Annotated in this window: 26 protein-coding genes; 16 read left to right on the top strand and 10 right to left on the bottom strand. The window is 43.3% G+C overall.

Annotation, left to right across the window (positions count from 1 at the left end; translation table 11 throughout):
- Positions 1–13: 13 nt before the first annotated feature.
- Genes ACH784_RS00365 through cyaY form a run of 3 tightly spaced genes read right to left on the bottom strand, consistent with a single transcriptional unit; the run spans position 14 to position 1,957 of the window.
- Positions 14–967, bottom strand: a complete 954-nt coding sequence (locus tag ACH784_RS00365; RefSeq protein WP_404392544.1) for a DUF2914 domain-containing protein — start codon at positions 965–967, stop codon at positions 14–16.
- A 16-nt stretch (positions 968–983) separates the two neighbouring features.
- Positions 984–1,637, bottom strand: coding sequence for an alpha/beta hydrolase (locus tag ACH784_RS00360; RefSeq protein WP_404392542.1), 654 nt, complete (start codon positions 1,635–1,637; stop codon positions 984–986).
- Entirely contained in the window at positions 1,637–1,957 is a 321-nt protein-coding gene (cyaY, locus tag ACH784_RS00355) for an iron donor protein CyaY (RefSeq protein ID WP_404392540.1), read from the bottom strand. The genes ACH784_RS00360 and cyaY overlap by 1 nt, the downstream gene beginning before the upstream one ends.
- 121 nt (positions 1,958–2,078) lie before the next feature.
- Between cyaY and ACH784_RS00350 the strand changes: the two genes are divergently transcribed.
- The 5 genes from ACH784_RS00350 (at position 2,079) to xerC (ending at position 6,042) form a co-directional block, all read left to right on the top strand.
- The gene (locus ACH784_RS00350) at positions 2,079–2,261 is read left to right on the top strand and encodes a lipoprotein (protein WP_058028359.1); all 183 of its coding nucleotides are present in this window, start codon (positions 2,079–2,081) and stop codon (positions 2,259–2,261) included.
- Between the two features lies 1 nt (position 2,262).
- A complete protein-coding gene (gene lysA / locus ACH784_RS00345) occupies positions 2,263–3,516 on the top strand; it encodes a diaminopimelate decarboxylase (protein ID WP_404392538.1) in 1,254 nt (417 codons plus the stop codon).
- A gap of 96 nt (positions 3,517–3,612) precedes the next feature.
- Positions 3,613–4,443, top strand: coding sequence for a diaminopimelate epimerase (gene dapF / locus ACH784_RS00340; RefSeq protein WP_404392536.1), 831 nt, complete (start codon positions 3,613–3,615; stop codon positions 4,441–4,443).
- 48 nt (positions 4,444–4,491) lie between these two features.
- Entirely contained in the window at positions 4,492–5,100 is a 609-nt protein-coding gene (locus ACH784_RS00335; protein ID WP_404392534.1) for a DUF484 family protein, read from the top strand.
- A 75-nt stretch (positions 5,101–5,175) separates the two neighbouring features.
- A complete protein-coding gene (gene xerC, locus ACH784_RS00330) occupies positions 5,176–6,042 on the top strand; it encodes a tyrosine recombinase XerC (protein WP_404395131.1) in 867 nt (288 codons plus the stop codon).
- 432 nt (positions 6,043–6,474) lie between these two features.
- Here xerC and ACH784_RS00325 read toward each other — a convergent pair whose 3' ends face one another.
- On the bottom strand, positions 6,475–7,776 hold the full coding sequence (locus ACH784_RS00325) for a hypothetical protein (protein WP_404392532.1): 1,302 nt from the start codon (positions 7,774–7,776) through the stop codon (positions 6,475–6,477).
- Between the two features lie 134 nt (positions 7,777–7,910).
- Here ACH784_RS00325 and ACH784_RS00320 point away from each other — a divergent pair, with 134 nt between their 5' ends.
- Both ACH784_RS00320 and ACH784_RS00315 read left to right on the top strand, forming a co-directional pair.
- Positions 7,911–8,618, top strand: coding sequence for an HAD-IA family hydrolase (locus tag ACH784_RS00320; RefSeq protein WP_404395129.1), 708 nt, complete (start codon positions 7,911–7,913; stop codon positions 8,616–8,618).
- A 28-nt stretch (positions 8,619–8,646) separates the two neighbouring features.
- Positions 8,647–9,543: a dTDP-4-dehydrorhamnose reductase family protein gene (locus ACH784_RS00315; protein WP_404392530.1), complete on the top strand. Its 897-nt coding sequence runs from the start codon at positions 8,647–8,649 to the stop codon at positions 9,541–9,543.
- A 56-nt stretch (positions 9,544–9,599) separates the two neighbouring features.
- Here ACH784_RS00315 and ACH784_RS00310 read toward each other — a convergent pair whose 3' ends face one another.
- The gene (locus tag ACH784_RS00310) at positions 9,600–10,439 is read right to left on the bottom strand and encodes a glycosyltransferase (protein ID WP_404392528.1); all 840 of its coding nucleotides are present in this window, start codon (positions 10,437–10,439) and stop codon (positions 9,600–9,602) included.
- A gap of 66 nt (positions 10,440–10,505) precedes the next feature.
- Between ACH784_RS00310 and ACH784_RS00305 the strand changes: the two genes are divergently transcribed.
- Complete coding sequence (locus ACH784_RS00305; RefSeq protein WP_404392526.1) at positions 10,506–11,189, top strand: pseudouridine synthase; 684 nt, start codon at positions 10,506–10,508, stop codon at positions 11,187–11,189.
- A 7-nt stretch (positions 11,190–11,196) separates the two neighbouring features.
- Here the strand turns inward: ACH784_RS00305 and ACH784_RS00300 are convergent, their stop codons facing one another.
- Positions 11,197–11,580 carry an MAPEG family protein gene (locus tag ACH784_RS00300; RefSeq protein ID WP_404392524.1) on the bottom strand — a complete coding sequence of 128 codons (384 nt, stop codon included), beginning with the start codon at positions 11,578–11,580 and terminating at the stop codon, positions 11,197–11,199.
- A gap of 444 nt (positions 11,581–12,024) precedes the next feature.
- Between ACH784_RS00300 and ACH784_RS00295 the strand changes: the two genes are divergently transcribed.
- Positions 12,025–12,897, top strand: a complete 873-nt coding sequence (locus tag ACH784_RS00295; protein ID WP_404392522.1) for an EamA family transporter — start codon at positions 12,025–12,027, stop codon at positions 12,895–12,897.
- A 69-nt stretch (positions 12,898–12,966) separates the two neighbouring features.
- Here ACH784_RS00295 and ACH784_RS00290 read toward each other — a convergent pair whose 3' ends face one another.
- Both ACH784_RS00290 and ACH784_RS00285 read right to left on the bottom strand, forming a co-directional pair.
- A complete protein-coding gene (locus tag ACH784_RS00290; RefSeq protein ID WP_404392520.1) occupies positions 12,967–13,896 on the bottom strand; it encodes an SPFH domain-containing protein in 930 nt (309 codons plus the stop codon).
- 80 nt (positions 13,897–13,976) lie between these two features.
- Entirely contained in the window at positions 13,977–16,271 is a 2,295-nt protein-coding gene (locus ACH784_RS00285; protein ID WP_404392518.1) for a penicillin acylase family protein, read from the bottom strand.
- 202 nt (positions 16,272–16,473) lie between these two features.
- Between ACH784_RS00285 and ACH784_RS00280 the strand changes: the two genes are divergently transcribed.
- Together ACH784_RS00280 and nadE are read left to right on the top strand one after the other, a co-directional pair.
- A complete protein-coding gene (locus ACH784_RS00280) occupies positions 16,474–17,094 on the top strand; it encodes a YceH family protein (protein ID WP_404392516.1) in 621 nt (206 codons plus the stop codon).
- Positions 17,095–17,181: 87 nt separating this feature from the next.
- Entirely contained in the window at positions 17,182–18,018 is an 837-nt protein-coding gene (gene nadE, locus ACH784_RS00275) for an ammonia-dependent NAD(+) synthetase (protein WP_404392514.1), read from the top strand.
- A 34-nt stretch (positions 18,019–18,052) separates the two neighbouring features.
- Here the strand turns inward: nadE and ACH784_RS00270 are convergent, their stop codons facing one another.
- Entirely contained in the window at positions 18,053–18,940 is an 888-nt protein-coding gene (locus ACH784_RS00270) for a sulfite exporter TauE/SafE family protein (RefSeq protein WP_404392512.1), read from the bottom strand.
- A 165-nt stretch (positions 18,941–19,105) separates the two neighbouring features.
- Here ACH784_RS00270 and folM point away from each other — a divergent pair, with 165 nt between their 5' ends.
- From folM to folX, 3 genes are read left to right on the top strand one after another with little or no spacing between them, the layout of a single operon-like run.
- Complete coding sequence (gene folM / locus ACH784_RS00265; protein WP_404392510.1) at positions 19,106–19,813, top strand: dihydromonapterin reductase; 708 nt, start codon at positions 19,106–19,108, stop codon at positions 19,811–19,813.
- Positions 19,814–19,824: 11 nt separating this feature from the next.
- A complete protein-coding gene (folE, locus tag ACH784_RS00260) occupies positions 19,825–20,379 on the top strand; it encodes a GTP cyclohydrolase I FolE (protein WP_058028330.1) in 555 nt (184 codons plus the stop codon).
- A 10-nt stretch (positions 20,380–20,389) separates the two neighbouring features.
- Positions 20,390–20,752, top strand: coding sequence for a dihydroneopterin triphosphate 2'-epimerase (folX, locus tag ACH784_RS00255; protein WP_404392508.1), 363 nt, complete (start codon positions 20,390–20,392; stop codon positions 20,750–20,752).
- 22 nt (positions 20,753–20,774) lie between these two features.
- On the opposite strand, the gene ACH784_RS00250 is transcribed toward folX, so the two are convergent.
- Positions 20,775–21,212, bottom strand: coding sequence for a YqaA family protein (locus tag ACH784_RS00250; protein WP_404392506.1), 438 nt, complete (start codon positions 21,210–21,212; stop codon positions 20,775–20,777).
- Positions 21,213–21,332: 120 nt separating this feature from the next.
- Here ACH784_RS00250 and ACH784_RS00245 point away from each other — a divergent pair, with 120 nt between their 5' ends.
- Positions 21,333–21,836, top strand: a complete 504-nt coding sequence (locus ACH784_RS00245; RefSeq protein ID WP_404392504.1) for a TlpA family protein disulfide reductase — start codon at positions 21,333–21,335, stop codon at positions 21,834–21,836.
- Between the two features lie 64 nt (positions 21,837–21,900).
- Positions 21,901–22,362 (top strand): DUF2721 domain-containing protein, encoded by a 462-nt coding sequence (locus ACH784_RS00240; protein ID WP_404392502.1) that lies wholly within the window; start codon positions 21,901–21,903, stop codon positions 22,360–22,362.
- Positions 22,363–22,412: the final 50 nt, after the last annotated feature.

The raw sequence follows: 22,412 nt of genomic DNA, 5'->3' as shown, positions 1-22,412 counted from the left end.
CTGTTGGACGCGATTAAAGCGCCGATGGAATAATTCGAAAAGTTTTTTGTGCCAGTAACTCGCCTTGCTCTGTTACGGCTTCAACACGCCATTGACCTGTTTGGCTTGGCATGATGTTTTTGCTTGAATAAGTACGGTAGCGGTCTGCGCTGATCGTCAATGAAATTTCTGCCATTAACTGATCTTGATGAAACCATAAATGGCTAATAGTTTGACCTTTTAGCTTGCGCACCTCTGTGAAGAAAAATAGTTTTTCTTGAAACTCGGTTTGCTCAATCGACTCTTTCAAAACATCAACTGGCTCACGCTCACTGATGCCTGTAGTCAGTACAGCACGGCTAATAAATTGCACATCAATTTGTGCACCTAGCGCCACTGAGGTGACTTTCGCGTTGTCTGAAAACTGTGTTGATGATGTTTCTGCATCTTGCTCAATCTCAGGTGAAGTAGTTGCCGTCTCAACAGTTTCTTTCTCAACGCTGATTTCATCAGTCACTTGCGCAAGCTCAGACTCGTTATCAAGGGTTTGCATTGTGTCTGTTTGCTCAGTTAAAGCTGCGCTGGCTGTTTCCACACCTGCTTGATTATCAACAGCTGCGGCGTTTTGCTCTGGTTCTTGAAGCTCAGGTTCTGCTGCTGCAGTTTGCACAGGTGCCATGGCTTCTTCGGCAATCACCTCGGTTACTGGCTCAGAGATAGCAGCAACACCATTATCTAACTCTTGCTGTGCTGTATCTATAACAAGTTCAGGTTCTGAAATAACGACTGTGTTTAGCTCAACCATTTCAATATTTTGCACTTCATCGGCATTTACTGAATTCATTAAGCCATACACGATTGCCACAGCGGTCAGCATTAACATGCTTGCTGCCATAAAAATGCGTCGCCAATGCCACTGATAATGCACGGCTTGCGGCTGGGTAGGCGCCTTACTCACACTGGTTTTTATGACAATCTTCTGTGACATGTTTTGCTCCGTTTAATTAAGCCAGTTTTTCAAGCAACCAAGTGCGAATAGCGGTTAGCTCTTCAGCACATACCTGATGTGCCATTGGGTAATCTTGCCATGATACCGTGTAACCCTGAGTGGTTAGCGTATCAAATGCTTGGCGGCCTGCCATCATAGGCACGACTGGATCTTGTGACCCATGCGCCATGAAAATATCTAACTCGGCTTGCACAGCCTCGTCTGCCAGCTTTTGCGGCGCGCACATATAAGTCGATAACGCCATCACACCGGCTAGCTTTTGCTTAAGGCGCGGTGCCAAATGCAAGGCTATCACCCCACCTTGAGAGAAACCAGCCAAGATGATTTTATCGGCAGGTATACCTTTGTCTAACTCAGCTTGAATTAAAGCTTCAACTTGAGCAGATGAGTCTCTCACACCTGTTTCATCGGCTCTTTTATCTAGATCAAAAGACTTGATGTCATACCATGCGCGCATCACCATGCCACCATTTATGGTGACCGGTTGCTCTGGTGCGTGAGGAAAAATAAAACGTACGCCAAGGTCTGCAGGTAAACCAAGCTCTGGGGCTATCGGTAAGAAGCCATTACCTGAATCGCCAAGGCCATGTAACCAAATGATCGACGCTTTATGCGTGCTTTGTGCTGGGTATTCTACAAATTCAAGCATTAGTCGTGCTGCCACTCAATAGGTGCGCCAGCTTGCTTGGTCGCCGCTTCGCTCATAAATTGCCAAAATTCTGCACCCGAGCGATTGTCAATCCACCGCTCACCTTGCAACTCAAAGTGGTGGCCATTGAATTTCGTTGCAACCCAAACTTGATGAAGTGGTGCTTGTTTGTTGATGATGATCTTACTCTTATCAGGGAAAATGATCTCTAAAATGCCCGATTGAGACTCATAGTCTAAATCAACATCACAGTCATCAATTTGCTCTTCAATGGTTAACATTAACGCGTCGGCAAGTTCGTGGTATTCATGATCGGTCATCACGGCATCCTTCAATAAGCACGGTTGTATAAGTTATGACGAAATTTCACAGCCCCAATAGCTGCATTTTCTATGAATTCTGTTACTCTGCGATTATAAAGGCACTGACATCATTAATCTAATGAAAGCGAACCCCTCATTCACAAGCTTATTCTTTTTGGTCATCTTTACCAGCTTATTCGTGACTGGTTGTGGCCAAAGTGGCGTGCTCTATTTACCAGAGCAACAGCAACAAGATAACCAAACACCTGCGAGTAAACAACCTAAGCAAGACCAACAGAAACAACAGCAAGAGGAAAAGTAAGATGGATTTTTTCGAATACAAAAATAATCAGCTGTTTGCTGAAGGGGTTTCGGTGGCAGATATCGCCGAGCAATACGGTACCCCCTGTTATGTCTATTCTCGCAAAACTCTAGAGCGTCACTATCATGCATTTACCGATGCCGCTGATGGTCACCCGCATTTAGTCTGCTATGCAGTTAAAGCAAACTCGAACCTGGCTGTGTTAAATGTCTTGGCAAAACAAGGTGCTGGTTTTGATATTGTATCGCAAGGCGAACTTGCGCGCGTTCTTCAGGCAGGTGGCGATGCCAGCAAAGTGGTATTCTCTGGTGTTGCAAAAACTGCACAAGAAATTGCGTTTGCTCTAGTACAAAACATCAAATGTTTTAACGTTGAATCTGAAGCCGAGCTTGAACGTATTAGTCATGTAGCCAGCGAACTAAATAAAACTGCACGTGTGTCTATTCGTGTGAACCCAGATATTGATGCTAAAACCCATCCTTACATTTCTACTGGGTTAAAAGAAAACAAGTTTGGTATCGACATCAATCAGGCCTTCGATATTTATCAAAAAGCCTATGCATTGCCAGGCATTGAAGTGGTCGGTGTTGATTTTCATATTGGCTCGCAACTGACCGAGGTCGCGCCATTCTTAGCCGCACTAGACAAAGTATTGGCTTTGGTCGATAAGCTAAAAACCGCAGGTATCGAACTTGAACATTTAGACATTGGTGGTGGTCTGGGCGTGCCTTACGACAGTGAAAAGCCACCTCACCCAAGTGCCTATGCCGCAGAAGTTAAAGCTAAGCTAGTAAACTACCCTCACCTAGAACTCGTCTTTGAGCCGGGTCGCGCGATTGCTGCCAATGCCGGCATTCTAGTAACCAAAGTTGAGTATATTAAGCCGACTAAAGACAAACACTTCGCGATTGTTGATGCGGGTATGAACGACATGCTACGCCCGTCTTTATATCAAGCATGGCAAAACATCATTGCTGTTGCACCGCGCGCAGATGGCACGCCAACACAAAATTATGACGTAGTCGGCCCAGTGTGCGAAACCGGTGATTTCTTAGGTAAAGATAGACCCCTTGCCATTCAAGCCGGTGATTTACTTGCGCAACGCAGTGCCGGCGCCTATGGCTTTACCATGAGCTCAAACTATAACTCGCGCCCTCGTGCGGCTGAAATCATGGTAGATGGCGACGAGAGTCATTTGGTTCGCCAACGTGAGACGCTTACTTCACTTTGGCAAGGCGAGCAATTACTGCCTTAAAGAAGCGCATTCCCGCACCAAGCCCAGTGGATATCACTGGGCTTTTGGTAATTGCCATGGCAAAGTAGTAGCAGCTTGGAGTTACATTAAGACATTATGTTTGTAAATTTTTCTAAAATGCACGGTTTGGGTAATGACTTTATGGTCGTTGATAACGTCACTCAAAATGTATTTTTATCACGCGACCAAATCAAGAAACTCGCTGATCGCAATTTCGGTGTGGGTTTTGATCAACTACTTATGGTTGAAGCGCCTTATTCACCCGATCTCGATTTTCATTATCGTATTTTTAATTCTGATGGCACCGAAGTTGAACAGTGTGGCAATGGCGCCCGCTGTTTTGCCCGCTTTATACGCATGAAGGGTCTTACCAACAAACATAAAGTCGCAGTGTCTACTAAGGGTGGCAACATTACCCTGTATACCGAAAAAGACGGCCAAGTCACGGTGAACATGGGCAACCCGCACTTCGCGCCGAGCAGTGTGCCATTTAAAGCAAAAAAGCCAGAGCTCACTTATATTCTTCGCGCTGGTGAAAGTACGGTTTTTTGTGGCGTAGTGTCGATGGGCAACCCCCATTGTGTATTAGAAGTCGACGACGTAAATACCGCTGAAGTTGAGATTTTAGGCCCATTACTTGAAAACCACGAACGCTTTCCTGAACGAGCCAACGTAGGTTTTATGCAGATCATCAACCCTGAACACATTAAACTGAGAGTCTGGGAGCGCGGCGCTGCCGAAACTCTAGCCTGTGGCAGTGGTGCGTGTGCTGCTGTGGCTGTAGGTATAATGCAAAAGAAATTAGCCAGCACAGTGCGTGTAGATTTACCTGGCGGTTCATTACAAATACGCTGGCAAGGCGAAGGTAACCCAGTACGTATGACAGGCCCAGCTGAGCACGTATTCGATGGGCAAATTTCTTTATAAAGAACCAGCTTTTAAGCGCGCTCGAAATAAAAAGTCGGAGTAATTAACATGAAGCAAACAGATCAAGAACAACAAGTCTGCGACTACTTAAAACGCAACCCCGACTTTTTTCAGCATCACCCTTATGTGTTACTCGAATTAGAATTGTCCAGCAAAAGCCAAGGCTTACCGAATTTAGCCTTGCAACAGTTGTGTTTATTAAGAGAGCAAAACCAAGCATTAAAACAGCAGCTCTCTGGAATGGCTAAAATTGCACACAGCAATGAACAGATATTCAAAACTTTGAGCGATTGCCAGCGCCAAATTTGGCAAGCTAGCTCATTGAATGAAATCTCTAAAGTGATCCAAACCGCGTTTGCTAATACACCTAATATTTCGGCGACAGAGCTGCTCTTTCAGCCCGAACAAGTAACCCAAGCGCTAAACACCACACTTGAAGATAAACCTCAATACTTAGGCCGTACACCAAAACAGTTAGATAGCGTCTGGGAAAAAGCCCCAAGCACAGGCTCTGTGGCGCTGTATCAACTTGAAGACAGTGATGCGGTACTGGCTTTTGCCAGTGACAACCCTGCGCACTTTTGTCCTAATAACGATGACCTGTTGATGCAAGAGTTTTTAGCAGGCTTAAAACTGAGAATTGCCGCACTTGGATAGCCCATTGTGACTAGTCAGTTCAATACCTCTCAAAGTGAGCTTAAAGACGAATTTTCTCAGCCAATCGATGCATTTATGGCTTATTTACGTCATGAAAAGCAATACTCAGAACACACTTTAGGACAGTATAAACGTCAACTTATACAAGCCGCTTTGGTCTTTCAGCAAGACTGCCATGATTGGCTAGGTGTATCCCCCGACCATATTCGCCGTTTTAGCATGCAACTGCGCAGCAAGCAGTACAATCCCCGCAGTATTAATTTGAAGCTTAGCTGCATTCGCAGTCTGTATAAGTTTTTAAAAGCCAAACATCAACACCACCAGACTTTAATCAACCCAGGGGAAGGCATAAAAGGCCCTAAGTTTCAAAAACCATTGCCAAAGAATCTCGATGTCGACCAAATGGCGCAGTTATTAGAATTACCTGAAGACGACGCCCTCGCTGTGCGCGACAAAGCCATGATGGAGTTGATGTATTCAAGTGGTTTGCGTGTTAGCGAGCTGGTGAATGCCAACTTAAATGATATTCGCGAAGGAGAAATTCGCGTACTGGGTAAAGGCAGTAAAGAGCGCGTAGTCCCCGTTGGCAGTAAAGCCCTCGCCGCATTAGAGGCATGGTTAAAGCTACGCCCACAATTTGCCATTGAAGGCGACCCCGCCTTATTTGTGAGTAAACAAAAGCGCCGTATCTCAACCCGTCATGTACATGAGCGTATGAAAGATTGGGGCCTAAAACAAGGTATTAGTACCCCAGTGCACCCGCACAAACTACGCCACTCATTTGCGAGTCACATGCTGGAATCAAGTGGTGATCTGCGCGCAGTACAAGAAATGCTCGGGCACAGTAGTTTGTCAGCAACCCAAGTCTATACTCATGTCGATTTTCAACATCTCGCTAAGGTGTACGACAAGGCACACCCGAGAGCGAAAAAGTCGAAGTAAGTTACAAATGCGTTGAAGTTAATTCAGCCGCAATTAACCTTTCTCCTTCAACATAAAAACACTCCATACCATTCACCATTTTCATAATCTACTTGATCAAAATCATAAGATACACCCTCGGCCCATTTGAATTCACGGCCCAACATATAAATGCATTTTGCAAGTGTTAAGATGATAAAGAGATTAACACTGAAAACATCATTTAGTGTCAGCAGCTAACTAAAGCGCTTCAGTCAATACTAAAAAAGCAAAAATTCTATTCAATCTTAATTCTACTAAACCAGACTTGGTCTAACTGTTACCCTCTTTGACATCAGTAACTGTTAGTTTAGATTCGAGCTAAAGTCATCTCGGCTAATCAACTATTGCCTATATACCCATCTCAAAAAGGTAAATAAAAACAGGCCAGAGAGCAAAAAATCAAATTAAACTTTAAAGGGCTAACATGTCAATCTCACCAGATACAAGCATGTTATTTTCTAAATAAAATTTCCCTGACCAATCACCATCTTTACTCACAAACTCCAAATCATCCATAAAAACATCAATAGTACCGTGCTGCTTTAATGCTTCAATCGAAGTGCCCTTTTTTATGGACAAAAAGGTCCAAGGTGCAAAACCTACAAAAATATTTCCATACCCCAAATTAACACCTTTCATTGACCATGAGTCAATTAGGCTAACATTTCCAACCTCATCAAAACCTTTCATCGAAACCAGCTGGTTACATGCTGACAAATAATTTACTTTATTATCCTGACTAAAGAATGAAATTAATTTTTCTTTTTTATCATTAAAGCCAGTAGTTAAATCATCCATTTCAAGACAACTTGGTATTACCTCCTCTGCCCCAACTGTTACTTCACCAATAGAAAATGATTCTATTTTTACTGTAACTTGCTCACTAAAAGCATCACCAACCCGAACAGTGATTAAATTTTTAAACTCAGATTCTAAAGCTAGTAGGTCTTCTGAAGATATATCATTAAAGCCTATTTGATGATCGTTTTCTAATTGAATAGTTAGAGGCTTTTTAAATATTTCAAGATGGTTACTTAATGAAACAGGTAAAAGTGACTCACTAAATTGATAGCCAACCAGCTTATTACTTGAAAAATAAAAAGCATGATTTCTACCTACTAACGCTATTGTTCGCTCCGAGCCTAGAGGCCAAATTAAGCTAAACCTTCCAAATCGAGACTGTATATCCTCAAACCTCTCCCCAAACTTTGCCCCCATCACAGACCTAGATGAAATAGTGGCATTTTCAATATTTAGAGATTTTTTCTTGAGCTTTTCTAGATTCACTTCAAAGCTAATCTCACTACTATTAATAACACTAAGATCCATTGTGTGAAGTTTATAAATTTCACCATCCAAAATTGGCTGAGCAGTCGCGATACAACTTTCTACTGGACTTAACTTCATCCTAGCATAAGCAATTTTTCGTCTCTTCTTATTCCTTTCCTGTATTTGAGAATAAAAAGCGATGTTATCTATTTTAAAGTTATATTGAGAGTCAATCAGCTCTTCAAATGCCCGGCTTAAAACCCTCTGCTGGAGCTCTGTTATTATTTCACCCTGAGTTATATTCAAATCATGATGAATAACCTTTGCGTTTACTACTCGAAAACTCTGTCCATATATTGGTGAACAATCCGCTGATTTCTCATAAATTTTTGATTTTCCATACACAAATGGACTTAAAAAAAGAAATACTATTAATAAATACATGCTAATCCTTCAAAGTTAGTACCAAATAAAGGTAGCACATAAAGTGCTAAATTCTACCCTCTACGGTAACATTAAAATTTAAACCTCTCGCTCATAAAGCGCGTATAGATTAAATTATAAAAATCAGAGTACTAATAATGCGATTCAACCGAGCCATCACGCCCGTTAAAGTTTTAAGCTTTGACCTAGACGACACCCTTTATAACAATCACCCAATAATCAAAGCCGCGCTACAGGCACAGTTTGATTACCTTGCCACTATTGAGCAATGGCATGCTAAAGGGCCAAACTACTGGCGTGAGTGTCGTAATCATATTGGTGAAACACAGCCTGAACTTCAGAGTGATGTGACGAAATGGCGTCAGGTTGCATTAAGGTATGGCTTTGCACAATTGGGGTTTTCTGATAGACAAACCCAAGAGTATGCAAACGCGGCTTACAAGGCATTTGCCGATGCGCGCAGCAATATTGTGGTCAGTGATGAAGTACTTGAGCTACTAGCGCAATTACGCGAGAAATATACGCTCATCGCCATTACCAACGGCAACGTTGAAGTCGACAAATTTAACTTAAAAGGCGAATTTGATTTGGTATTGCAGGCCGGCCCTCACGGTGAAGCTAAACCGAGTCGCGCTTTATTTGATAAAGCCTGCGCGCTGTTAGAAGTGAAGCCAAGTGATATTCTGCATATCGGCGATAGTCTTGATACCGACGTACAGGGGGCGAATAATGCAGGCTGTTATAGTGTTTGGCTAGATAACCAAGATTGTATATACAACTATAAAGGACTTGCTGATATTGAAATAACTGACATTATGCAGTTAGCGCTTTTAACAAAATAAACAATAACAACAAACACAGGGATTATTTATGGAACAAACTGTGACACACGCCACTAAGATTATGATCACAGGTGCGACAGGATTGTTGGGTCGCGCCTTGCTTGCTGAGTTAAGCCCACATTTTGATGTCGTTGGCACAGGCTTTAGCCGTGCTGAAGGCAACATCATCAAATTAGATTTACATGAGCAGCAAGCGGTTGCAAACAGCTTAATTGAGCATAAACCACAAGTCGTGATCCATGCCGCCGCTGAGCGCAACCCAGATATTTGCAGCAACAAGCCAGAGCAAGCCATTGCCCTGAATGTCGCCGCTTCAAAATTTTTAGCCGAGCAATGTGAAGCCATCGGCGCAAAATTGATTTTAATCAGTACCGACTATGTGTTCGACGGCCAAGATGCTCCCTATTTAGAAAATGCCGCACCTAATCCTCTAAACCTATATGGACAAAGCAAGCAACAAGCGGAGCAAGCTGTGCTAGCGGTTGCGAAAACTCATAGCGTGATCCGTGTGCCGGTTTTATATGGTGATGTTACGCATTTAGGCGAGTCAGCAGTCACCACGCTTGCACAACAGCTCAGCGCCACAGCACCTTCAAGTCACGACAACTGGGCGATCCGCTATCCAACTCACGTAGCCGATATCGCCATGAGTATTCGTGACTTAGTCCAGCAAGCTGACAAATTAGGCGGTATTTTTCATATTTCTGGCACTCAGAAAATGACTAAGTACCAAATGGCATGTTTGATGGCTGATGCACTTGGCTATGACCGAAGTTTATTGGAGCCATTGGGTCAACCAAACGATGGTACTCCTCGCCCGTATAACTGTGCTCTTGAAAATAAACGTTTAAAAGCCATGGGGATCCACTATGAACGCGGGTTTGCCAAAGCGATTGCTGAAATTATTGTCAAACACAGTGCCTAAAAGCTGTTTTTAGGCACTGCTCTGTTAATTAATACAAGAGTACAAAGTCACGTTGACTAGTGCGGGACGTTTCGCTCGCACAGCAGTTTTAATAAAAAGTTTGGTAGTGGATACTTCTTATAAATCTTATTTAAGTACTGCTGCCATGCCTGCGCTTTTAGCCGCTTAATGTCTTCGTCGCTAACAATCCCCGCATACAACTGCGCAAAGTCTTTCAAAAATTGTACGTCACGGCGGCGATTATTCTTTGCATATCCCTTGCCCGCATAATGAATAAAGTCAGCGTCTAAATAACCTTCTTCTCCAAACATATCCATACGATTAAAAGAGGCACTGATCGCTGTGTGTTTTAACTGCTGCTTAAAGATCTGATAGTTGAAAACGGTTTGTTCGTAAAACCGAATGTGATTACACACAGATTGTAAAAGAGGTAAGTCACAATATGAAAAGAGCTGATGAGGCTGAGACAATAGCATCACGCCGACATTGTAATAGTCTGGCTGACCGTTGACTATTGGCCAGTCAACTTCGCCTAACTGTTGCTCAATTAAGCTTTTTTCTAATGAACGATTGCAGTGCGCGCCTTCATTCAACATATAAATACAATCAGGATCGTCGTATTCTGTAAAAATATTGCGAGCATTTGGTGTAATTAGAATATCAGCATCAACATATAAAACGCGATCGTACTCTTTTAATAACTCGCCAATACGTAGCTTTTCAGCCCATGCAGGACTCGCACTGTGCTTCGGATTTTCAATATTTATTGGATAGTGCAAGCTATCAGAAATAATAAGATCGGCCCCAACCTTGTCGGCATAGTGCTGGAAACTTAAAATAGCGGCTTGATACATAGGGTTGTCGCCAATGGCGAGGGTAAAAATTGCTTTTTTCATAACCTTCCTTTTTGCTCACAGCCAGTTTATTTACAAAAACCTTTTTTGTCACTTTATGAGTAACTAATGTCTAAAACACGCCTTGCAAAATACATTGGCCATGCGGGAGTTTGCTCCCGCCGTCAGGCTTCTCGCTTAATTGACTTAGGTGAGGTGATGGTGAATGGTCGACCTGCAAACCACATAGACCACGTTGATGAACTTGATGAGATCATTGTACAGGGCGTAAAACTTGAGGGACCTGCCAAAAAAGTGCTCTACGCTTACCATAAACCTGTTGGGGTAGACTGTAAGCTAAAGCTTGATGATCCAAGCAGCCTTATTCATCACTTGCCGCAAGGTGAGCGTGTTTACCCAATTGGGCGCTTAGATAAAGACTCTCGAGGTTTGTTATTGCTAACAAACGATGGTGAATTGTGCCACCAGTTAATCCACCCAGATCACCATCAAGAGAAAGAATACTTAGTCGAAGTCGATAAACCCCTTGATGCCGATTTCTGTGCCAAAATGGCTGCAGGCGTGCCTGTTGATGGCCAAATCACTCTGCCCTGTGAAGTTTCTCTGATTGATGAGAACCGCTTTAAAATCATTCTTAAGCAAGGGCTAAATCGACAGATCAGAAAAATGGCCAAATATTGTGGTTACAAGGTGATAGATTTATACCGAGTGCGCATTGCCAACTATGTATTAAACCCGAATGAAGTCAGCGAAAATGCTTACCAAGCCATCACCTTAGATGAATTGTTGTAGTGACTTTTTAAAAGCAAACCACGACCATCGCCAAGGCGCTAACTAACCCCACCAGCCATACTGATGAACGGGCAATATGCCAGTCAAGGTAATAACATACGCAATAGGCAACACGAGCAATAATGTGGGTGACAGCCAAGGTTTGCGTGGTCTCATTTATGGTATTTGTGCCTAACACCACAGCTAATGCGACAGCAAAAACCGTTAATGCTTCAAAGCTATTTTGATGGGCAGCTAAAGCGCGTGCACCAAAGCCGGTAAGCTGCGTTTGTTGTGCTCTAGGGTGTCGATTATCGTAGCCGCCTAATCGATTCATCGCGATAGCAACGGGCGCTTTTGCCAAATAAGGCAATAACATGGCGATAAAAGCACAAATCAGTAGCGTGGTCATTTTATTAACTCCAAACTGACAATATTCAGTGTCTAGATATTCTTAATTCAAAACAACACGCTAGCACAAAACTGTAGACAAAAAAAAGCCACCTAAAAAGCAGGTGGCGAATTATTTTGTAGCATCTGATACCGAGTATACGCACAAAAATAAAAAACACACTGCGACAGATTGTCGCAGCTTAGGTGCTTGCCATTCGAGCTTCAAAAGCCTCTATTCAATTTTGTCCTTTCTAGGCTTTATATTTTCAGATGATGCTTTAGATAATAAAAATAAATGCCTAAAACCTGCAATTCATGATCAATGATTGTGATAAATATTCATTCTGAAAAAACAAGGGGAGTATTACGATATAGTGTTGTCAAATATAAGCAGTTTTAGACGACGTGAGTGGGCAGCCTTGCTCGCTAGATAAATCTATTAACAATAACAAATTGGTATCCTATGACCTGGATCGCTTTCACACTGTTAGCCGCCTTCTCTCAAGCATGGCGTAACGCCTTGCAAAGCAAGCTGAGTAACCATGCGAGTGTCGCAGGTGTCACCCTCGCCCGCTTTTTACTCGCCAGCCCACTCGCTGCACTCTATTTATTTGGCCTTTACCAATGGCAGCCTGCTGAAGCACTATCTCCAAATAACAACTTTTTATTTTATGTATTTGCAGCAAGCATTATGCAAATTGCCGCTACTGCGCTCATGGTGGTGCTCTTTAAGCAAAATAATTACGCCGTCGGCGCAGGACTTGCCAAAAGTGAGGCCTTAGTCGCCGCCATTTTAGGTATGTTGTTCTTTGGCTCTACGCTATCGTTATTAGGTTGGCTGGGGGTTGCTATTGGTGGTGTCGCAGTGCTACTTCTGAGCGGTTTTACCTTAAAAAATCTCAATCCAAAAACAGCACTCATTGGCTTAGCCTCAGGTACCGCATTTGCCCTTACCTCTCTTTGGGTACGAGAAGCGAGTATCGCATCAGGGTTGCCTTTTCCACACAGTGCCGCTTGGGTTTTACTCTTTGTATTACTCACCCAAACTGTGATGCTATCAGCGTATATCAGTATTAAAGAATCACACACTTGGCGCACTTTGCTCAGCTATAAACCGCTGACTTGTGCGATAAGTGTTACCAGCTGCATTGGCTCAATTGGTTGGTTTAGTGCCATGAGCTTACAACACGTTGCTTATGTGAAAACCCTTGGGCAAGTTGAAGTGTTTTTTACCATCTTGCTGTCGATTTTCTGGTTAAAAGAACCAGTAAAAAAACGCGATGGACTCGGGCTAGCCCTAATCGCCATTGCAGCTATCTTGGTGATGATGACCTAGCCAAACTGCTATTTAAAACGCAAAAAGGCTCATCCATGATGAGCCTTTTTGTTATTAACAAACAAAAAGTTAGTTCTTCTTATTCATATTCCAAAGTACGCTTTGCCCTTCGCCCATCATGGTTGTTGGCATTTGGCCATTCCATTGCTGAGCACGCATATAGTCAACTAGGGTTGCGTTATTCTTAATCGCTTCAGCTTTTTTCAGTATTGCCTCGGCTTCTGCTAAACCTTTTAATTTAATGGCTTCAGCTTCGGCTTGGGCTTCTACTTTAATTGCGTATGCTTGGCCGTCTGCTTTTGCCTTGGCCGCATCACGTTGTGCCAGTGCCGTATTAACTTCACGCTGTGCTTCTAACTTTTGACGCTCTAAACGATGCTTTTCTGCAGCCGCAAGGTTTTTTTCAGTTTGTTTGGTTTCGATAGACTGAATGTACTTTTGCGGAAGCTCTAAATTTTCAATTTGCGCTGAGTCTAATTTCACCGGATAGTCTTTCATTTCTTCCAGTAATAACTCTTCGATACGAGCAATGACCTGAGAGCGATTTTGAATAAGCTCTTCGGCCTTATAGCGTGCTAAAGCATCTTTCGTTGCTGAGCGAAGTTTAGGGTCGAGAATACGGTTCTCAAATTGCGTTAAGCCACCATAACTTTTAAATAAGTCGAACGCTTCTGCACGGATCACCGTCCAGTTAATTGATACCTCTGCAGTTACTGGCATTTGTTCATGAGTCGCGGCACGTAATTTCTCGACATTTTTACGTGTACGGATCTCTAGCATCTCAACGCTATCGACAATGGGTACCTTGGTATGCAGACCTGGGTTAACTTGCTCGGTGGCTTCACCAAATCGTTTGATAATACCCACGTGCCCTTCGTCAACGGTATAAAACGCGCCATTAGCAAGAATTAGCAAACCGATTGCCGCCGCAGCACCACCAAACAAGCCCTTTTTCTTAAAAAAGTTTGTGCTGATGTCAGGTAAGTTATTGTGTTCCATGCTTCACCTTTTTTAATTTTCGTCCAGTACTGTGCCTATTTATAACACAATAAAGAGATAAAAATATAACCCCTCACTGTTTATGGCTGTGGTGTGAACGTGATTTCGTGGGTTAAAACTTGTGGCAATAACGGCGTATTATCGCCTTCGGCATACTCATCAAAGCCACTGCGATAGAAAGGTGAAAGTGGGTGACCGCTTTGTCCACCAGCCACGGTCATAATGGCTTTTTCTAACTCACCGGGTTGTACAATAAAACGTTGTGACGCGCCAAACTCAGGACGTTGTACCGCTGGCATATAGCTATCACCAAAGCCGTCGTACTTGGGCATATTTAAGAAGTGACTCAATATTGGCAGTTGCTTGCTAAACGGATGTTGAATTTGTAACGCATTCACTTCACCCCATGTCCAGGCCGCCATATTTGGTCCAAACTCTGCGGCCAATTTTTGCTTTGCTTGTTCGTAAGCTGCCAGTTGCAACGCTTGCCAATTATCATGGCCATGTAACCAAGATTCAGGTTGGGCATTGCTCAATTGCCAAAGTGCCGGCTCTAAATAATTTTTCAGTGCGCTTAAGCTGCTGCCTGACTTTTTCATGTTGCGCTCAACCGACACAAACACAGTATCGATAAGGCTGTCGCGATAATAGCGCACTAAGGTGTAACCCACTGACTCAGCGCAAGCACATTGCTGCCAATCATCTAGCCAGCTTAAGTCGATTTGGTACTTAAACTGGGTTTCGGTGTCTTGTCGTAATAGCGACGATAATTGCTTATGCCATGGCGTTAAAAAGCGCGCTTCGTTATCGAGCTGAATGGCATAAAAATCTTTTTCGCTAAATTTTGACTTTTCTAATAATCGATCTCTGATCTGCGCTGAACGCGCCCCCAAAGCATAACCGCCATCACCAAAGCGCTGATGAGCAACAGCCGAGACCACACGAGAATTACCCGTCCAGAGTTTACCACTTTGCGGATTCACTACTTGTGGGCGCTGTACTTCATTAAATTGCCAAAGCTTGGCGAAGTGCTCACTTGATTGTGCAATATCTGCCGGATTTGTGCGCGCAGGCACGGCGCCCATTGGCTTCCATGCTGCATTGCCTTGGTCGTCTACAACCATTAAGTTTTGTACTGGAATACCCACATGCGGCGCCAGTGCGACGGCTTCTTCAACCGATTTCGTGCGTTCAAACCTAAGTAACTCTAGGTTTACCGCATATGACTGGTGTGCCACCCAGCTTAATGCATATTGCTCACCTTGAATTTCTTTTACTGGGCCGTAATTAGACATGGTCAGCTCATACACCGCATGCTCACCGTTTGGTAATGCAATACGCTCGTTTACTTGCCATGTTTTGTCTTGCGCTGTTAGGGCTATCCAATCCGCGGTGTCTAAATAACCGTTGGTGAACCCCCATGCAATATGATCATTACTACCAACTACAACCGCAGGTGTGCCCGGTAGCGTCACCCCTGTCACCTGGTACTTTTCGCCTTGGTGGCGGTAGTTTAATTGCGCGCGATACCAAATTGACGGCACATTCAAACCCAAATGCATGTCATCTGACAACATGGCTTTTCCGGTTTTGGTTAATACACCTGTTACCGCCCAGTTGTTGCTGCCGTAGTGGTCTTGCTCTTTGATATGGGTTACTTGTGATATTGCTTCACGACTGATTGGCTCTGGAATGGCAACGCGCCCTTGTGGCAGTTTTGAACCATCGAGTGCCGCTTGATATTGGCTTGGTTGTAAAATAAACGCGCGCATTTGCTCGCCGTACAGCTTATCTAAATGAATTAATGCTTCATCTCTAAAATAGGTGCCAGCTTGTAAATCGAGATACATGCTAAAGATCACCAGTAAGCTATCTTCACTTAACCAAGGTTTTGCCTCCGCACCACTTAATAGATATTCAAAGCTTGCGATGCCTGCCTGACTTCTACCTTCGTTAACCCCTTGCGTGTAAGTTGCCAGTAGTTGTTTATCTGCTTCAGGTAATAATTTTAGAATTTCTTGGCTGCGAGCACGCAACTGATGAAAACGCATTTTTTTATCGAGCTCGAGCGCACCTTTACCAAATAATTCACTTAACTCTCCCGCAGCGTTGCGACGTAATAAATCCATTTGGAAGAAGCGGTCTTGGCCATGGGCAAAACCCAATGCATAGGCGGCATCTTGGCGGGTTTTCGCGGTGATCACCGCTTGCCCTAATACATCTCTTGCCAGTGTGACTGGCTTAGAAATGGCATCAGAAGAGCCTTTACCGTCTAATGCAGGTAGGCTGAGCGATAACAAGCCATATAAGCCTGCGGTTAGAATTAAAATGAGGATCAACAACCCAGATAATCCACGCTTGAGCCAACTTAACATTGCGGTATCTCCTTGTGCTTTATTATTTCTATACTAGCCATAAATAAGTGACGCTATTGTGTCAGCGAAACTGCATTATGTTCATGTTATACCCAGCTTTTCAATCTTGTTCCTCTCTGATAACCAACTAAATCAATTCTTACTGGTATATTAATTCGCCTTAACGTACATTTGAGAAATAGCCTAATTAAGGAGCTTGGCGATGGAATTAAATCAAATTGAGCAACGTATTATTGGTGTGTTGCTAGAAAAAGAAATCACCACCCCAGACCAATATCCTCTATCTTTAAATTCACTGACGACGGGTTGTAATCAAAAATCGAATCGTGAGCCGGTATTAGAGTTAAGCGAAGCTGAAGTCTTAGATGCCGTTGATGGTTTAATTGCTAAAAGAATAGTGGTTCGAGATGAAGCAGTTTCGGGTCGAGTCGATAAATACCGCCATCGTTTCTGCAATACCGAATTCGGCGATTTACAATTTAGCGAACAACAACTCGCGGTTGTGTGTGTATTGCTATTACGTGGCCCACAAACTCCCGGTGAACTTCGCAGTCGTACCAATCGCCTAGCTAGCTTTGCTCAGGTCAGTGAGGTTGAACAAGTACTACAAGACCTCCAACAACAAAGTCTTGTTCAGCAGCTACCAAGACAACCGAGTAAACGCGAAAGCCGTTATCAACACCTGTTTATATCGAGCACAGAAGCTGAACTGGCTAGTGCTGGCGCTGAGCCGTTAGCTGAAGCAGACTTAAATAGCTTATTAGAAGAAGTGCAGAAACTTAAGCAAGAATTAGCCAAGATAAAACAGCATTTAGGACTTTAAATGTAAGAAATAGCGCTTTAAATTCAGCAAATATCACAACATAATAGAGCTTGCACTCAATAAACCAGAACTCACAGAGGAATCATCATGCGCCAAGCCATTTTAGCCGAAATGCGCGTTCAGCCTAACATCGACGTCGACTTTGAAATCACCCGTCGCGTTAACTTCATCAAACAACGCCTTGTCAGTGCACATTGTAAGTCACTGGTATTAGGTATTAGTGGTGGCGTAGATTCTTCAACTTGTGGTCGCTTATGTCAGCTTGCCGTTGACGAGCTTAATAACGAGTTAAACACCACTGAGTATCAGTTTATTGCGATGCGCTTACCTTACGGCGTGCAAGCGGATGAAGACGAAGCGCAATTAGCTCTAGAGTTTATTAAGCCGAGCAAACGCCTAACTGTAAATATTAAAGATGCAGCAGATGCGCTGCATGCTCAAGCCTTACTAGCTATGTCTGATAGCGATACCACTTTACCTAGTGACAGTCATGTGGACTTTGTAAAAGGTAATGTGAAAGCTCGTCAGCGTATGGTTGCGCAATATGAGATTGCCGGTCTTACGCAAGGTTTAGTGGTAGGTACTGATCACAGCGCTGAAAACATCACTGGCTTTTATACTAAATTTGGTGACGGTGCCTGTGACCTTGCGCCTTTATTTGGTCTATCTAAGCGCCAAGTTCGCGCATTAGCCAGCAAGCTTGGCGCACCAGCTGCTTTAGTAGAAAAAGCACCGACAGCCGATCTTGAATGTGATAAGCCTGGTCTAAAAGACGAAGACGCATTAGGTTTGAGCTACGAGCAAATTGATGATTTCTTGGAAGGCAAAGACGTAGACGCTGAAGTCGCTGACAAGCTGATTGCGATTTATCTACGCACGCAGCATAAGCGCCAGCCTATTCCTACGGTTTACGACGAAGTATAAGTAACCTGAGTTCTGAATAATAAAGAAAATTAGGTTATGAGCTAACTAGCTCATAACCTGTCATACCCGCCTCGAGCACAATTAAACTCAGTAAAAACATCACCACATAACCCACTTTTACTTTCGCACATACATATGCCCCAAGTGGCGCGCCTATTACCACAACAGGAATAGCGGCAAGCAAGTAGCTATGAATTTCTGGCGTGATCTGCTGTAAATAAACCACATTAATAATACTGCCGATCACTGAGGTAAACGCCATCACTAATACCGACGTCGCGGTCGCTTTTTTCACATCAGCTTTATAGCAAAGCAATAACAGCGCAAATAAGGCAATATCTGCCCCTGAGCCCACCAAGCCACTGGCAAGTCCGCCAATAAAAGCCACCAGCATTAAGCGCTGTGGATGAGGGTGAATGTCATCAATACTTTGCTCATGGTGGGCTTTGCGCCACCATCTAACCAGCATAGTCACAGCAAAGCACAGCAACAACACACTAAATACCGACTTAACCCACAGCCTAGGCACAGCAGGGGAAACATACAATAAACTTAAAGTCACCCCCAGTGATGCCATTGGCAGCGCAAGCAGCACCACATTGCGATAATAAGGAATGCCGCGACAGATAATGGTTAAACTCGCCGCTGTCATGCCAAAGCTTTGTATCGCCAAAGAAAATACCTTGGCTGTGGCCGGTTCAATATCAAGTAGCTTAGTCATGATCGGAAATGCCACCGCACCACCTCCCAAGGCTGTGCCACCTGCTACGAAAGACCCTAACGCCATGGTTAAGGCAATCTCAAGTTCTTGATAAACCTGCATGAGCGCAGGCTTTGCGCCTTGTAACAATAACAAGGTGGCATAAACTCCGGCAGTAAACCAAAACGGCCAAACTGACTTTTGCGTAACTCTTGCTAACATCCAACCTCCGTAGACAACGCTGTCAATTATACCCAAGTTGTATACTTTAAGTTCACATTTTTAGGAGCGTTCTTCTATGCTCCTGCAAGCGCTTGATCGATAAAAATAAAAAAAGCGTATACACTGGTTAAATAGAAAAATTTTAACAACATAGATAGGTCTTACATGACAGCACCCATACTGATTACCGGCGGCGCACAGCGCATTGGCTTAGCACTCACAGAACACTTTGTTGCTCAAGCTCAGCCTGTAATAATGACTTATCGCACCCGTCACGCATGTATTGATGAACTCGAAGCCCAAGGCGTTACTTGTATTCAATGCGATTTCGATAAGCCCGATTCAGTCAGCGAGTTAGTCAACCAAATAACATCTATCACACCCAGCCTTCGTGCAGTGATCCACAACGCATCAAGCTGGGATTGTGAAGCCAGTTGTGACGACTATGCCAGCCTCTTTGACCGCATGATACACATTCATGCCAAAGTGCCTTACTTATTGAATGTGGCACTGGGCCCGCTGTTAAAAAACTCTGACGACATTACCGATATCATTCACTTAACCGATTATGTGGTTGAGACAGGCAGCCCGAAACATATTGCTTATGCTGCAAGCAAAGCAGCTTTAGATAACTTAACTAAGTCTTTCTCTGCGAAGTTTGCACCGCATATTAAAGTGAACTCTATCGCGCCAAGTTTGATCATTTTCAACGAGCATGACGACGACGCGTATAAAGCAAAAACATTGAAAAAATCCTTGATGGGCATCGAGCCTGGCTGCCGTGAGATCATCAATAGCGTTGAGCTATTATTAAGCAGTAACTACATCACAGGTCGCACCCTAGCAGTTGATGGCGGACGCCACTTAAAATAAAGAGATAGATTATGCATGACGATTTAAAGAAAAGTTATCACGAAATCTTAACTGCGGTAGGTGAAAACCCAGAGCGTGAAGGTTTGTTAGATACCCCAAAACGCGCTGCCAAAGCGATGGAGTTTTTAACCAAAGGTTATCGTGAGACTTTAGATGAGATAACCAATAATGCCGTGTTTAGCTCAGATGCCGATGACATGGTGCTCATTCAAGATATCGAGCTGTATTCAATGTGTGAGCACCACTTACTACCCTTTGTAGGTAAGTGCCATATTGCTTATATTCCAAATGGTAAAGTACTCGGTCTATCTAAGTTTGCGCGCATTGTTGATATGTTCGCACGACGCTTTCAAATTCAAGAGCAGCTTACTCACCAAATCGCCAAAGCAGTTGAAGAAGTGACGGGCGCAAAAGGCGTCGGTGTCATTGTTGAAGCAAAACATATGTGCATGATGATGCGCGGCGTTGAAAAACAAAACTCAAAAATGCGTACTTCGGTCATGCTGGGTAACTTTAGACACGACCCTAAAACCCGCAATGAGTTTTTACAGCTAGTAAAAAACTAAGGAGCAGTGAATGCAAAACGCGATTATTAACATCACTAATTTAAGGCTGCGCACTTATATTGGTTTTAACCAAGAAGAGCGTGAGAAAAAGCAAGATGTGGTATTGAACATTGAAATTCATTACCCTGCTGATAGCGCCTGTATCAACGGTGACATTGTTGAGCATGCGCTGAACTATAAAACCATCACCAAGGCAGTAATAAGCCAAGTCGAAACTGGTCACTTTTTATTACTTGAGAAACTGGTTGCTGATATTTTAGAGGTCTGTCATGAACATGAATCGGTCACTTATGCAAAAGTGCGTGTCGATAAACCGCATGCGCTACGCTTTGCAGATTCAGTCTCTTTGACTTTAGATTGGCGTAAAAGCTAACAGTTATTCAATTCAAGTGCGGCTATATCAGCCGCTCTAAACCTAAGGCGACCGCAATAATAAAGCCATAGCGCAACGCTTTACCTATACTCACCAGTAACACAAATAGTGAAAGCCTAACTTTAAAAACGCCACCAAGTAACGTGAGTGGATCGCCGACTACTGGCAGCCAAGCAAACAATAAGCTATACACGCCATATTTATCAAACACCCGTTGGCCTTTCGCAATTTGCCCCGCATTAATCGGGAACCAGCGCCTGTCTTGAAACGCCATCATTTTTAGACCTAACCAATAATTAACGCAACTACCCAATACATTACCCACAGTCGCTGATAACCAAAGTAACCAGAGTAGTCCTTGCTGTTTGACCACCAGCCCTGAAAGCACCACTTCAGACGAACCAGGTAATAGCGTGGCTGATAAAAATGCCGAGGCAAACAGACTAAGATAAATCCACATTCAATAAAGCGTTCATGTCATCACATATAGCGTTGCATTATCCTATCAAATAGCGGTTAATGTAAGCGTGAAAACCGAGTAACCATGCTGAGAATAAAATAACAACAAGGATTTAGCCTCATGTTCGAATACTTTAAAAAGAGCGTACTAATTGCATCAATTGCGCTGACCTTAAACGGCTGCGCCGCAACACAAAGCATTGAGCCTCACCCTAAGGGTTATGAAACCTACGTGGTACAAGGTGATGATTTTAAACACACTAGTTTTACCGATATTAACGGTAAACCAGTCACCTTAAATGATAAAAAGAAATTGGTTATCTTATTTGCAACCTGGTGCTCTGACTCAAAACGCACGCTGCGTGAGCTAAAAGCCTCACCACTTATTGCCAATCAGGATATACAAATTATTGGTATTGGCCGCGAAGAAAACCCTGAATCAATGGCTAAGTTCAATCAAGAATTTGAGTTACCTTTTGCCCTAGTTGCCGACCCAGAACGTGCCATTTATCAGCACTACGCAAACAAAGGCATTCCACGCCTAATCTTACTAGACGAACAGAATAAAGTAGTGAAAACACTGATTGGTGAACAAGCCAATGTGATTGAGAAAGTCATTTGGTAATGAGTTAAAAGCGTCAAATAGCCAATAGCTGATTTACACTAAACGCTCTCAATAAAGAGGTTATATGTCACAAGATCCAGTTCACATTCTAACAATTGCTAAAGTTATTCAAACTGCGGTTGCGCCGGTTTTCTTAATTACAGGTATTGCCGCAACGCTTGGGGTTTTATCTAACCGTTTAGCGCGTATTACCGACAGAGCAAGACTGTTAGATAGAAAACTTAATAACAACCAAGACGACTCCCTAGCATCTTCTCTAACGCAAGAAATGCGCGCGTTATTAAAACGCTCTCGCTGCATTCACATCGCTTTTAGTATGAGTGTACTCAGTGCCCTACTCGTCTGTGCCGTGGTTATGATGATGTTTATCTCGCATTTATACACTATGCCGCTAAGTGTCACCATTTCGAGTTGTTTTATCGGTGCGATGGTTTTATTGATTGGCGCATTTTTAGCGCTGCTTGCCGAAGTATTTTTAGCGACACGCAGTATGCGCAGAGGCATGATTTTTAAAGATATTCAATAACGAGTTTAAAAATACAATAAAAAACCCAGTCAAATTAAGGACTGGGTTTT

This window comes from Pseudoalteromonas phenolica (genome assembly GCF_044788725.1).
Taxonomy (GTDB): Bacteria; Pseudomonadota; Gammaproteobacteria; order Enterobacterales; family Alteromonadaceae; genus Pseudoalteromonas; species Pseudoalteromonas phenolica_C.
Note: the sequence above shows the minus strand (reverse complement) of the source record. Positions and strands in the feature narration are given on the sequence as shown.